Genomic DNA, 13,847 nt, shown 5'->3' on the forward strand with positions numbered 1-13,847 from the left:
CATTCGCCGCAGGACCTAGAGCAATCCGGTGAGTTTCCGGGACGACATCTGATCATGACCATGACCGCAGCGCGCGACCTCGCACCCGCCGCCTGGCTGAAGGCCACGGCGCGACCCTGGAAGCGAAAGGTCGCGGTCACGACGCTGCTGACCGTCGCCGACGTGGCGCCGGCCATCGGCTTCGCGGGCGGTCTGGCCATGACCGTCGCCCGGTTCGGAGACGGACTCGCGGCGGCGGCCCCCTGGCTCGCCCTGGCGGTGTTCAGCCTGATCCTGCGCGGGCTCGTCAGCCAGGGCATGCTGACCATGGGCGCGACGGTGGCCAGGGACGTGAAGGCCGACGTGCGCGCCCGGCTGCTGGCGGATCTTTTCCGGCGGGGTCGTCGTTCGGCCGACCGTCTGGCCGCGCCGGTCGAGGGTGTTGCAGCGCTGGACGGCTACTACGCCCGCTTCCTGCCGCTGCGCATCGCCGCAGGGGTCTCGCCGCTGATCATCATCGCGGCGGCGGCCATGGCCAGCCCGGTCACGGCGGGTCTGCTGGTCTTCACCCTGTTGCCCTTCATCGTCGGCATGGCCCTGGCCGGGTCCGCCGCCGCCGCTGAAAGCCGCCGCCAGTTCTCGGCCCTCGAGCGGCTGTCCGGCCTGTTCATCGACCGCATCCGCGCCCTGCCCGCCGTGCTGGCCTTCGGCGCCGAAGCCCGGGTGAGCGAGGAGATCGCCGACGCCTCGCGCGAGCTGGAGACCCGCTCGGCCCGGGTCATGCGGGTGGCCTTCCTGTCCTCGGCGGTGCTGGAGTTCTTCTCCGCCCTGTCGGTGGCGCTGGTGGCCGTCTACTGCGGCTTCAACCTGCTCGGCCTGCTGCCGTTTCCCGTGCCTGAGGCTCTGACCCTGGCCCAGGCGTTCTTCGTCCTCGCCCTGGCCCCGGAGGTCTATCATCCGCTGCGCCGCCTCGCTGCGGCCTATCATGACCGGCAGGCCGCCGAGGCCGCCGTCCCTTCGCTGATGGTCGAGGCGGCCGTGCCTGAGCGTCAGGTCGACCTGCCGATGACCGCGCCCCGCGTCCGGTTCAACGAGGTGCGCATCGCCTACGGCGGTCGCGCGCCGGTGATCGACCGCTTCACCCTGGATGTGCGCCCCGGCCAGATCGTGGCCCTGACCGGCGCCAGCGGGGTGGGCAAGTCCAGCCTCCTGCACCTGCTGCTCGGCCTCGCGCCTCTGTCCGGCGGCCAGGTGGAGGTCGGCGGCGCGTCCCTCGGCGAGGCGGGCCATTTCGCCGGTCAGATCGCCTGGGCGGGTCAGAACCCCGTGATCATTCCTGGAACCCTGGCGGACAACATCCGGGTCGCCGACCAGACCGCCTCGCTGGAGCAGGTGTCCGAAGCCGCCCGCGCCGCGGGGCTCGACCTGTCGCTGGATCGGGTTCTGGACGAGCGCGGCGGCGGTCTGTCCGGCGGCGAACGCCGCAGGCTCGGCATGGCCCGCGCCATGCTCAAACGCGCGCCCCTCATGTTGCTGGACGAACCCGCGGCCAATCTGGATTCCGCGAGCGAGACCGCCATGCTCGACGTCATCCGAAAGGCTGCGAAGGGGCGCACCACCCTGATCGCCACCCACTCCACGGCCGTGGCGGCCATGGCCGACCGCGTGGTGCGGCTGTGAGCCGGGGCGTCGCGGGCGCGCGCATCCGCGCCATGGTCGCCGGGCAGCGCCGCCTGGAGCGCGGCCGGCTCAGGCTGGCGGCCGCGGGCGGGGCCGCGGTCTCGGTGGCGGCGGTCTGTCTGCTGGGCCTGTCCGGCTGGTTCATCACCGGCGCGGCCCTGGCTGGCGTGGCGGGCCTGCTGGCCGCCCAGACCTTCAACTATCTGATGCCCAGCGCGATCATCCGCCTGCTGGCCATCATCCGCACCGGGGCGCGCTATGTGGAGCGGGTGGCGGGCCACGAAGCCGCCCTGCGGGCCCTGTCCCGGCTGCGGCCACAGTTGTTCAGGGCGCTGGCCGCCGCCCCGCCGGAACGGGCCCTCGGCCTGTCCTCGGGCGAGGCGTCCGCGCGCCTGATCCAGGACGTGGATGCGATCCAGACCGTGTTCGTGCGCCTTTCGACGCCGTGGGCTCTCGGCGCCGGGGCCATGTCCGCGATCATCCTGACCAGCATGGCGACGCCCACGGCGGGGCTGCTTCTTGCCCTTACCCTCGGCGTCGGGGCCGTCGGGTCCGTGGTTCTGGCGCGGCGGCTGGCCGATCCGGCCGGGCGGGAACTGCAGGTCGCGATCGGCGCGCTCAAGAACCGCATCGGCGCGCTGGAGGCCGCTGCGCCCGAAATGAAGGCCTACGGGCTGCAGGACTGGGCCGCCGACAGCGTCGCCTCGGTGGCCGCCCGGCACGACGCCATCCAGACCCGCCTGACCCTGGCGGCGGGATGGATCGCGCTATGGCAATCGGGCGTGACCGCCCTGGCGGTGGTGCTGGTTGTGCCCGCCACCGTCGGCGCCTCCCTGCCCATGACCGCCCTGGCGGCGCTGGCGGCGGTGATGGGCGTGGAGGCCGCATCGGGGCTCGCCGGCGCGCTGCATCAGAACGGCGCCGCGGCGCAGGCCATGACCCGTCTGGACGACCTGACATCCGCGCCGTCTGTCGACCTGCAGGTCGCAGCCACATCACAAGATCTGGAACTGCCCGGCCATAATATCGCGCTGAGGCCGGACATGCGGCTGGCGATCTCGGGGCCTTCGGGCGCGGGCAAGACCAGCCTGATCGAGCGGCTGGCCGGCCTGCGCCCCGCCCTGCCCGGCGAGTGGTTCATGGGCGAGACGGACGCTGCGCACATCGGTCCGGAGGGGCGGCGCGCGCTGTTCGCCTACGCCGCCCAGGACGTTCGCCTGCTCGACGGCACGGTGCGCCAGAACCTGCTTCTGGCGGGCCCGGCCGATGACGCCGCCCTGTGGCGCGCTCTTGAGGACGCGGCGCTGGCGGACCGCATCCAGACCGACCCGCGCGGCCTCGACGCACCGGTGGGCGCGGGGGGCGAGTTTCTCTCCGGCGGGGAACGCCGCAGGCTGGGCCTGGCGCGCGCCTATCTGCGCCGCGCGCCCTGGCTCCTGCTGGACGAGCCGACCGAGGGTCTCGACGCCGCCCTGGAGACCCGGGTGCTCGCGGCGCTGGAACGCCGACTGGCGCACACCGGTCAGGGACTCATTATAGTCAGCCACCGGCCCGCGCCGCTCGGTCTCTGCCCGTACCGGCTCGACATCCAGCACCATCAGCCCCGAGACGGGGCTGAACATCGGCGAACATATCCGCCGGTCCAGCCCTTTGAAATCGACGCCGGGTTTATGTGGTAGCCCCGCCTGCGGGTCGGCCGTTCGGCCACCCTGATCAGCGCAGGCGAACGCCTTCCGCGTCCCATATCTCCACATCGCCGAGCCCCAGGGCGCGCACGTCCGCCTCAATGATGGAGAGATCGCCCACGATCACCCAGGTCATGGCGTCAGGATTGAGCATGGACGCCGCCGCCGTCACGGTTTCGGGCGTCAGGGCGGCGTAGCGATCCGGAAGGGTCGTGATCCATTCATAGGGACGACCAAAGCGCGTGACATGCCGCAGATACCCGACCATGGCGTTGTTGGTCTCGAAACGGTCCGACAGCGTCAGAACCTGACCCCGGCGATACAGCTCCAGTTCCTCCGGCGTTGTGGGTCGTGAGCCGCTGATGTCGTTGAGCTCCCGGGCGATCTCCCCGAGCGCGTCAGCGGTGCGGTCGGTCTGAACGCTGGTGGACACGACGAACGCCTGGGGACCGATCGCCTCGCTCACATAGCTCCCGGCCCCGTAGGTCCAGCCCTTTTCCTCACGCAGGTTCATGTTGAGCCGTGACGTGAAGCCGCCGCCCAGCACGCCGTTCAGCACGCCGAGATCGAAAAGACGCTCGTCCAGACCGCCGGGCGCCACATGGCCGACCCGGATCACCGACTGAACCGAGCCGGGACGATCGACCATGACGACCCGCGGCGCCGTCTGGTCGGCGACGGGGTCCACACGGGTTTCGCCCCGTGGGGCGGCCGGCGCCGTCCAGTCCCCGAAGCGGTCCTCCAGCGTGGCCCTCAACTCGTCGAACGGCGCGTCGCCGGCGGCGAAGATGATCGCATTATCCGGACGGATGAAGCGCTCATGGAACGCGACCAGATCCTCCCGGCTGTAGGACCTGATCACATCCGCCCGACCCGCGAGCGCGCCTCCATAGCTGTGGTGGTCGCCGTATATCAGGTTGTTGAATACCCGCCCTGCGATGCTGGTGGGATCAGCGAGCGATTGTTGCAGGCCCGACAGAGCCAGGGCGCGTTCGCGCTCCAGATCGCTCGGCGGAAAGGTCGGGGCGCGGATGTATTGCGCCCAGAGCGCCAGGGTCTCGTCCAGCGAGCGGGTGAGGGCCGAGAGCGCAAAAATCGTGGTGTCGGAGTCGCTGTGGGCGTAGATGCGCGCGCCAAGCATCTCTTGCGCCTGGGCGAATTCCTGGCCGGTCATGCCGGCCGTGCCGTCATCCATAAGGCCGACCGTGAAGCCCTGGAGGCCGGGCTTCATGCCCAGATCAGCGGAGCCGCCGGCCTCAAACGCCATGACCATGTCCACTGTGGGCGTGCCGTCGCGCTGGACATGGATGACGCGGATGCCGTTGGAGAGCAGCCCCTCCCGCACCGGCGGCAGCGCCAGTTCGGACGCCGGTCCCATGGGCGGAAGGCGGCTACGGTCCGCACCATCCGGTCCGGCCGCGTACTGCGTCTGGGGCATGACGGTCAGCCGGTAGTTGGGTCGCCCGAGCCACTGGCGTGCGGCCGCCCGTACCTCATCGGCCTGAACCGCGTCGAACGCCGCCTGGTCAAGCTCGAACTGGCCGGGATTGCCCTGCCCGATCGTGCCCCCCGCCAGCATCATGGCGCGCAGATACAGGGACTCCAGCATGCGGACGGTGTCGCCGTAGGTCGTGATCTTGACCCGTTCCAGCTCTTCGTCCGTGGGGCCTTCCGCCAGAAACTGGTCCAGCACCGCTTGCAGGGCCGCCTCGGCCTCGGCCCGGTCCACGCCAGGCTGCAGCCGGATCTCGATGTTGAACAGGCCCGAGATGGCCGCGCCCTCGTAATTGGCGGAAACGCTGTTGGCCAGTTGCCGATCGAGGACCAACGCCTGGTTCAGGCGGGACAGCCGCCCGCGCCCCAGAATCGACGAAGCCATGCGCAGGGCCTGCCGGTCCTCGGCGTCGTTGCCGGGCACAGGCCAACTCCACGATATGGCCGTCTGCGGCACATTGTCGGCGACAATCGCAGTCCTGACTCGCTCCAGCATGGGCGTCCATTCGGTCATGCGTCCGATGGGCGGGCCCGGCGGCACGCTGGCGAAATAGCGGGTCATCAGTTCGCGCGCCTGCTCCACAGTCACGTCGCCGGCGAGGGCCACCACGGCGTTGGAGGCGCCGTAGTACCGGTGGAACCAGGCGTGCACGTCCTCCAGCGAGGCGGCGTCCAGATCCTCCATCGAGCCGATGATGGGATGGTGGTAGGGGTGGTCGGACGGAAAGATCGCCTCGGCCCGCAGTTCCGGCATCATCGAATAGGGCTGGTTGTCGCGGGTGCGCTTCTCGTTCTGGACGACGCCCCGTTGCTCATCCAGCTTCTCCTGCGTCACGGCGCCGAGCAGGTAGCCCATGCGGTCGGACTCCAGCCACAGCACCCGTTCCAGTCCGCCTGTCGGAACCACGGCGTAGTAGTAGGTCTGGTCCAGGGTGGTGGCGCCGTTGACCGCCGAGGCGCCGATTTCCTGAAGCGGGGGCATGTACTCGTGGTCATGGTTCTCCGATCCGTTGAACATCAGATGCTCGAACAGGTGAGCGAAGCCGGTCTGGCCCGCCGGTTCGTTCATGGACCCCACATGATACCACACGGCCACGGCGACCTTGGGCGCGGCGTGGTCCTCGTGCACCACAACCCTCAGGCCGTTGGGCAGGGTGAACTGCTCGTAGGGCAGCAGCGCCTGTTCCCCGGAGGGGGTGGCGGATACGGGCGAACTGAGCGCCACCGCAGCCGATGCGAACAGCACCAGCATCATCGTCTTCATGGTGTTTCCTGACGTGTGAGGGGTGCGGCCGGCGCGTGAGGGGGGTGCGGCTGGTGTTGGGGGGGGGTCCCCCGCCCCCGAGACAGACTGCAGATCAGAACGTGGCCGACAGGCCGATCCTGAAGCTGCGGCCCCCCAGATAGGTGGCGCGGGTGTAGATGGTGGGCGCCCCCGCCTCCCCGCCGAAGGTCTGCTCCAGGTTCGGGTCGGACCTGCCGTTCAGCAGGTCGTTCGCCTCTGCGAAGATGCGGAAGCTGCCGAAGCTGGGACGCAGATAGTATTCCCCCCGGAAATCCAGTGTTTCCACGCCCTCGGTGTAGACGCTGAGACCGCGCGGCTGAAACAGGGACAGGCCCCGCGACTGGTAGCCATAGGCCAGGGTCGCATCGATGTCGTACTTGTTATAGGTCAGCGCCGCCGTTCCGGAGTGTGCGGGCTGTTGCACAAACGGCAGGCCTGTGAAGGTGTAGACGTCGTCGGGCGGCGTCCCGTAGTTCCAGTTGTAACGGTCGGCCCGCGAGCTTTCCGTCCAGGTGTGGTTCAGGAAAATCCCGAAGCCCCCCCAGACGCCGGGCAGGAAGTCGAACCGGCGCTCGGCCTGGAATTCCAGCCCCCAGATCTCGGCGACCTCGTCGCTGTTCACCGGGCTTCCGCCGGTGATGAAGACGCTGGAGGGATTGTTCGGATCGAAATAGGGCGCCCCGTTGAAATAGGGGTGGTCCGGCAGGGTCACGTTGGCCAGGGTGGCCGGACCATTGGTGATGTTGGTCTGCAGCAGATTGTCGATGCGCTTGTAGAAGGCGCTCAGCTTGAAGATGCCGATGCCGGAATAATACTCAGCGCTGAGGTCGAAATTGTCCGTCGTCGCCGGCTGCAGGTTGGGATTGCCGCTGTTGATCTGCAGAATCGGCTTGACGCCTTCGGGTCCCGGAATCGGGAAGTTGATGAAGGCCACGCGGGTCTCGCTGGACAGCTGGCCGATCGCCGGTCTGGCCACGGACAGGAAATAGCCGCCGCGGAAGATCAGGTCGTCGCTGTGGCGATAGTTGAACAGCACGCGCGGCAGCCAGTCCTCAGCCACCGTCTCCTCCGTGACCAGCTGGGTGAACTCGTTCTGGAAGATCATGTCCACGCCGACCCCGCCCCCGTTCTCGGGCAGGATCGGACCTGTGTAGACGGGAAAGCTGAGATTGGTCGCCTCAAGCCGGGTGTGATTGAAGCGCACGCCGCCGATCACCTCCAGCTTGCCGATATCGATACGCGCCTGAAGGTAACCGGCGAAATTGCTCTCCAGCGTGTTCTGGTTGCCCTCGTCAGGATGGGGCACGATCGGGGTGAGCGTCAGGCCCGAAGGGCCGCCTGCAAGGCTGCCCAGGTTGTCCACGAACCCGCGAAGGGTCGCTTCGCTGAGCGTCGAGAAGCCGGGCTCCCGAAGGCCGATGCGGGTCAGGTCCGAAGGCGTGAATTGCAGACCCAGGGCCGACACCGGAATGCCGCCGCCGATCTGGCTCCGGATATTGCCGCTCTGGAACTCGGCCCGTTCGTAGAAGCCGCCCGCCTCCACGTAGTTCAGCCAGCCGCCGACGCCGGAAGTCCAGCGGGCGCTGCCGCTGGCGGTGTAGCGGTCGTTGCTGCCCTCGAACCGGTCAAGCTGGCCGCTGGCGTTCTCGATCACGAAGGCGGAAGGATCGTTGACCACCGCCCAGCCCGCGTCGCTGAGCAGGGGCAAAGGAATGCCGCTGCCCTGTCGCGGACCGAACCCGGTGACGATCCGGCCGGTCTGCGGGTCCGTCGCCTCGGGCAGGAACAGGTCGGCGGTCGCATCGGTGTCGGGCATCCGCAACTGGGTTGTGAAACTGGCCGGATGCCGTTCCGTGCCGTGGGCGTAGCCGGCCAGATAGTTGAACTCGAAAGCGCCCATGCTGGTGCGCCCGCTGAGGCTGAAGGTGTCCGTGATCTTCCGCACGTCGCGATTGTAGGTGTACGACTGCGACCGCGAGATGCCGGCGTTGCCCGGCGACAGATCCAGAACCAGCTGGGGGTTTGTTTCGCCGGGCAGGATCACATACTCCGCCCCGGTGGAGAACGTGTCCGACAGGGCGAAGAAGTCGCTCCTGGACTCCGCGTGCTGCACATCCAGCTTCAGATTCGTGTGGCCGCCAATCCGCCACTCGGCGGACAGGGTGGCGGCCAGGGTATCGGTCTCGTCATGGTAGAAGCTGGTCACCAGCCCATTGGGATAGGCCTGGTCTTCGCCCGCGATGAACGGGAAGTTCAGGAGGGGATCGAGGGCGTTGACGTTGAGGACCGGATTTCCGCCGGCATCCCGTGCAAGGGCGTCAAGCGGCAGGTAACGGCCGAAGTTCATGCGGCCGCCGTTGCTGCCCGCATCATACGCTATCGAACGGGTGTCCTGACTCCGGTACTGGACCGAGGCGCTCAGGCCGAAATTGTCGCCGAAGGAGCGGGCGACCGTTCCCGAGACCAGAAAGTCCTGGCTGAAGTCATCGGGCACGCGTCCGCCTTCCACAAGGAAATTGGCGTAACGAGCGGGCCGGTCCAGCGGCGACATGGTCTCGATCTCGATCAGCCCCCCGGTGCCGGAACTGTCATGGCTGGGCAGCAGCGACTTGTTGATCGTGATGCGGCTCACCGAGTCGGCCAGCAGGTTCGACAGGTCGGCGGAGCGTCCCACGCCGTTGCCCACCGGCAGGTTCAACCCGTTCAGTTTCACCGCGTTCATGTCGGGCTCCAGGCCCCGCACGATCACATTGGTCCCGTCACCGGTCACGGAGTTGCGCTGAAACGCGACGCCTGGCGCGCGCCGCAGGGCCTCCGAGAACGTGGTGCCGGTGAAATTGCCCAGATCATCGGCCGAGATCACGTCGGCGCTGTTCTCGGCCGTGCGCTGAAGATTGAGCGCATTGGCGCGGGCGCTGCGGGACCCGAAAATGACCAGATCCTCCACGGTCGTGGCCGGCCCCTGGCTCAGGGTGAAGTTCTGGGTGCGGGTCGCGCCCGCGGGAATGGCGACCTGCTCCCGGAGGGTCTCATACCCAAGGAACGAGACCTCGACGGTGTAGTCACCCGCGGGCAGGGCTGGAAACCGGAAGCTGCCGAACTCGTCCACCCGGGTCGTCTGCCCGGTCTCGACAATGCGCACGAGCGCGCCGTCGGACCCCCGGACGCCGCCCGCGACGGAGACGTTGCCGATCAGGCCGCCCTGCCCCTGCCGCGCCTCCCGCGCGGCCGCAGAACCGCTGACCACAAACGAGCCGCCGTCCGTGACCGCAAGCCTCAGGGCGGAGCCCTGCAGCATGGCGCGATAAGCCGCCTCCGCCGAGAAACTGCCGCGCAGCGCGGGCGCGGTCAGCCCGCGCACCTCGTCGCCCGAGAACACCACATTGGTATTGGTCTGTGACGCAACGGCGCGGAGCGAGGTTTCAAGCGGCTGGGCCGGCAGATCGAAGGAATAAAGAGCCTGCGCCTGGGCATGCGTCCCAGTCAGGACCAGTGCGCTGGCGCTGACAGCCAGCGCCGCGAAGTTGCGTGAATACATATGTCCCCCTTTGGGGAGCGAGATGTCATGCTCCCATCAGGATAGACGATGGTGCGCCGCAAACCCGACACGAATGCGACACAAAAAAATCACGAGGGTTACCGTCCGAGGTGCAGGGCGTTCTCCCGTCTCTCGACCGACAGGCCGTGCAGTTCCGCCACCGCCTCGGCGAAGTCAGGGGCGTTGGTTGTGAAGACGCCCGAGATCGGAAGGGCCGCCACGCGAGGGTCCTGAATCACGATCGCGGGCCCGCCATAGCGATTGAGCTCGGTGACGGCCGCGCCCAGGGGTGTGTCCTCGAACACGGTCTGGCCACGGCGCCACGCGGTGGCGGCTTCCACGGACGCCGCCTCGATGCGCGCCGGCCCCGCCTGGGGCTCGGTCAGGCGCTCGCCGGGACGCAGGACCATGGCCGCGTCAGGCGCGCCCGGCGCCCCTTGCTCGCTTCGGCTGACCGCGACCTCCCCCTTGATCAGGGTGACGATGACCTCTTCGCGCGTGCGCCTGACGATGAACACCGTGCCCAGCGCCTCGATGCGGGTGTCCCCGGCGATCACCACGAACGGGCGGTCCGCGTCGTGCGCGACCTCGAACATCGCCTCGCCGCGATCAAGCCTGATGTGACGGCGGCTCTGGTCGAACTGGACCCCGACGCGGGAGTCGGTGTTCAGGGCGATGCGGCTTCCATCGCGCAGGGTCGCCACCTGTTGCTCGCCCGGGCTGGTGGAATACCGATCAGGCCCGCCCAGCGACCACCACAGCACTCCAAGGCCGAGCACCAGCGAGGCGGCGAGGGCCACGAGGGGTCGAAGACGCATCCCGCTGCCCGCCGTGCGGTGCATCCGGGCTTCTTCCTCGCCGTAGCGCGCCGCCCGCGGCAGGATCGCCCAGATCTCGCTCGCCCGCGCGAAGGCCGACGCGTGAGCAGGATCCTTGGCCAGCCAGGCGTCCAGCGCGGGAGACACGTGCGGATCAGGCTCCCCTTCCAGCCGGGCCAGCCATGCGGCGGCTTCAGCGTCGATACGCCGGGCGTGATTCAGGCGGCTCATGATCGCAAGCCCCCCTTCATGAGCTGGAGGGTGGCGCGGGCGACGGTCTTCTCCACCGCCGCAACGGTCATGTCCTCGGACATGGCGATTTCGGCGTAGCTCATGTTGTCCAGTCGGCGCTTCAAGAGAATCCGTCGTGTGCGTTCGGGCAGCAGAAACAGGTCGGTCGTCACCTGACGCAACCGGGCCCTCGCCTCCATTATGCGGGCCGGGTCGGGAGCGGCGTCGGCGATTTCGTGCAGTTCGGCCCCCTCCGCAAGGGGCATGAGACTGTTTCGCCGGCGGCGGTCGATGGACAGGTTCACCGCCGCCCTGACCAGAAGCGCTTCCTGGCTGCGAACCTCGTGAGCCTGTTGATAGCGCTCCACCTTCAGGAACGCTTCATGCACGATGTCATCGGCGTCGTGGGCGGATATCCCCTGACGTATCACGGCCCGTCTCGCTTTCCTGAGTATGTCCGTGAGCGCCATTCAAACCCCCGTCTCAACTTAAGCAGACGTTCGGGCCGGTGAAAACGGACGCGAGTGCGGGCCTAAATCTTTCCCGCTCCCCGCCGGGCTCAAAAAAAGCGACAGACAAAGGGACGGCCGGGCGCGCTGGGCGCCCGGCCGTCGATGGCCTTGCCGTGAGGCCTCAGGCCGCGCGGCGCAGGGCCGGGGCCAGGTCGAAGCGGTCGGCGTTCATCACCTGCACCCAGGCCGCGATGAAGTCCTTGACGAACTTCTCCCTGGCGTCCGAAGCGGCATAGACTTCCGACAGGGCGCGCAGTTGCGAGTTGGAGCCGAACACCAGATCGGTGCGGGTTGCGGTCCACTTCTCCTCGTGGGTCTTGCGGCAGGTGCCGAGGAAGACCTCGTCGCCCCGATCGTCCACTTCCTTCCAGGCCGTGCCCATGTCGAGCAGATTGACGAAGAAGTCGTTGGTCAGCTGACCCGGACGATCGGTGAAGACGCCGTGCTTCGAGCCGTCGTGGTTGGCGCCCAGCACCCGCAGGCCGCCCACAAGAACCGTCATCTGCGGGGCGCTGAGGCCCAGCAGCTGGGCCCGGTCCACCAGCACCTCCTCGGTCGGGACGTTGTAGCGCACGCCCAGATAGTTGCGGAAACCGTCCACCTTCGGCTCAAGCACGTCGAAGCCGTCGGCGTCGGTCTGTTCGGCGCTGGCGTCGGTGCGGCCGGGGGTGAAGGGAACCTGCGCCTCGTGGCCGGCGGCCCTGGCCGCCTGCTCGATGCCGACGGAGCCGCCAAGGACGATCAGGTCGGCGATGGAGACCTTGCGGCCGCCCGCCGCCGTGGCGTCGAAGTCGGCCTTGATGCGCTCGTAGACCTGCAGCACCTTGGCCAGCTGTTCCGGCTGGTTGACCTTCCAGCTGCGCTGGGGCTCCAGGCGGATGCGCGCGCCGTTGGCCCCGCCCCGGTGGTCGGACCCGCGATAGGTCGAGGCGGAGGCCCAGGCGGTGGTGACCAGCTCGGACACGCTGAGGCCCGAGTCCGCGATCTTGCCCTTCAGCGTCCTGATGTCGTTGGCGTCCACCACCGGGTGGTCCAGCGGCGGGATCGGATCCTGCCAGATCAGGTCCTCGGCCGGCACTTCCGGGCCCAGGTAGCGGGCCTTGGGCCCCATGTCGCGGTGGCACAGCTTGAACCAGGCGCGGGCGAAGGCGTCTGCGAACTGGTCCGGATTGGCGCGGAAGCGCTCGGAGATGGCGCGATACGCCGGGTCCATCTTCATGGCCATGTCGGCCGTGGTCATCATGGTCGGGACGCGCTTGCCGGGCGTATGCGCGGCGGGGGCCAGGGTCTCGTCGGGATTGCCCACCGGCTGCCACTGCTGGGCGCCCGCCGGACTGCGGACCAGTTCATACTCGTGGTCCAGCAGCATCTCGAAATAGGTCATGTCCCACTGGATCGGCGTGGGGGTCCAGGCGCCTTCGAGGCCCGAGGTGATGGTGTGGTCGCCCATGCCGCTCTCGTGGCCGGACTGCCAGCCCAGACCCTGCTGGGCGATGTCGGCGCCCTCGGGCTCGGCCCCGATCTTGGAAGCGTCGCCGGCCCCGTGGCACTTGCCGAAGGTATGGCCGCCGGCGGTGAGGGCGACGGTCTCCTCGTCGTTCATGCCCATGCGGGCGAAGGTCTCGCGGATGTCACGGCCCGACTGGATCGGATCGGGATTGCCGCCCGGCCCTTCGGGGTTGACGTAGATCAGGCCCATCTGGATGGCGGCCAGCGGGCTTTCCAGCACCATTTCCTTGTCCGGCTGGATGCGGGTCGGGGCGCCTTCGGAGCCGACCCACTCCTCTTCGGTGCCCCAGTAGATGTCCTTCTCGGGCTCCCAGATGTCGGCGCGGCCGCCGCCGAAGCCGAACACCGGCCCGCCCATGGATTCGATGGCCACATTGCCGGCCAGGATCATCAGGTCGGCCCAGGACAGCTGGGCGCCGTACTTCTGCTTGATGGGCCACAACAAGCGCCGGGCCTTGTCCAGATTGGCGTTGTCCGGCCAGCTGTTGAGGGGCGCGAAGCGCTGCGAGCCGGAGGTGGAGCCGCCGCGGCCGTCGCCGGTTCGGTAGGTGCCCGCCGAGTGCCAGGCCATGCGGATGAAGAAGGGGCCATAGTGACCGTAGTCCGCCGGCCACCAGGGCTGGCTGTCGGTCATCAGGGCGTGCAGGTCACGTTTGACCGCCTCGTAGTCCAGCGACTTGAACGCCTCGGCGTAGTCGAAGTCGTCGCCCATGGGATCGCCGCTGATCCCTTGCTGGTGAAGGATTTCCAGCGACAGCTGATTGGGCCACCAGTCGCGGTTCGTGCGTCCCAGAAGCGAGCGCAGGGCGCCCTGTTTCTTCATCGGGCAGCCGCCCAGGGGGTCGCCGTTCTGTTCACCGTCCATGATGTTCCTCCTTTATCGCTGGCCAGAACATGACCCTATGTGCTTTCGAAGCAAAGAGAAAATCGATAAACTTTTTTTGAAACTATAAAAAAATCTATCGCACCGTTCTGTTCCCTGAACAGAAGTCACAGCGCCCCCTGCCCTGAGACCTATCTGTTCCGGCCGGACACCGTCGGCCGGGGACGCCTGCCTGACCGCCTTTTCATGTCGGCGCCCCACTGCCGCCCCAATTCGCTACAAGTGTAACGCTA

At 68.1% G+C, this 13,847-nt stretch carries 7 protein-coding genes; 2 read left to right on the forward strand and 5 right to left on the reverse strand.

The genetic code is table 11. The features are described from left to right. The first annotated feature begins 54 nt into the window (after positions 1-54). Both cydD and ACK4FB_RS03100 read left to right on the forward strand, forming a co-directional pair. Entirely contained in the window at positions 55-1,659 is a 1,605-nt protein-coding gene (gene cydD, locus ACK4FB_RS03095) for a thiol reductant ABC exporter subunit CydD (RefSeq protein ID WP_409747734.1), read from the forward strand. Next, a complete protein-coding gene (locus ACK4FB_RS03100; RefSeq protein ID WP_409747736.1) occupies positions 1,656-3,338 on the forward strand; it encodes an amino acid ABC transporter ATP-binding/permease protein in 1,683 nt (560 codons plus the stop codon). The genes cydD and ACK4FB_RS03100 overlap by 4 nt, the downstream gene beginning before the upstream one ends. 34 nt (positions 3,339-3,372) lie before the next feature. On the opposite strand, the gene ACK4FB_RS03105 is transcribed toward ACK4FB_RS03100, so the two are convergent. The 5 genes from ACK4FB_RS03105 to katG form a co-directional block, all read right to left on the reverse strand. After that, the gene (locus ACK4FB_RS03105) at positions 3,373-6,102 is read right to left on the reverse strand and encodes a M16 family metallopeptidase (protein WP_409747738.1); all 2,730 of its coding nucleotides are present in this window, start codon (positions 6,100-6,102) and stop codon (positions 3,373-3,375) included. A 94-nt stretch (positions 6,103-6,196) separates the two neighbouring features. Beyond that, positions 6,197-9,661 carry a TonB-dependent receptor gene (locus tag ACK4FB_RS03110; protein WP_409747740.1) on the reverse strand — a complete coding sequence of 1,155 codons (3,465 nt, stop codon included), beginning with the start codon at positions 9,659-9,661 and terminating at the stop codon, positions 6,197-6,199. 98 nt (positions 9,662-9,759) lie between these two features. Continuing rightward, positions 9,760-10,710 (reverse strand): FecR family protein, encoded by a 951-nt coding sequence (locus ACK4FB_RS03115; protein ID WP_409747741.1) that lies wholly within the window; start codon positions 10,708-10,710, stop codon positions 9,760-9,762. Continuing rightward, on the reverse strand, positions 10,707-11,180 hold the full coding sequence (locus ACK4FB_RS03120) for an RNA polymerase sigma factor (RefSeq protein WP_409747743.1): 474 nt from the start codon (positions 11,178-11,180) through the stop codon (positions 10,707-10,709). The genes ACK4FB_RS03115 and ACK4FB_RS03120 overlap by 4 nt, the downstream gene beginning before the upstream one ends. Positions 11,181-11,343: 163 nt before the next feature. Continuing rightward, on the reverse strand, positions 11,344-13,596 hold the full coding sequence (gene katG, locus ACK4FB_RS03125; protein WP_409747745.1) for a catalase/peroxidase HPI: 2,253 nt from the start codon (positions 13,594-13,596) through the stop codon (positions 11,344-11,346). Positions 13,597-13,847: the final 251 nt, after the last annotated feature.

Origin of the sequence: Brevundimonas sp., from assembly GCF_046299535.1 — a bacterium.
Taxonomy (GTDB): Bacteria; Pseudomonadota; Alphaproteobacteria; order Caulobacterales; family Caulobacteraceae; genus Brevundimonas.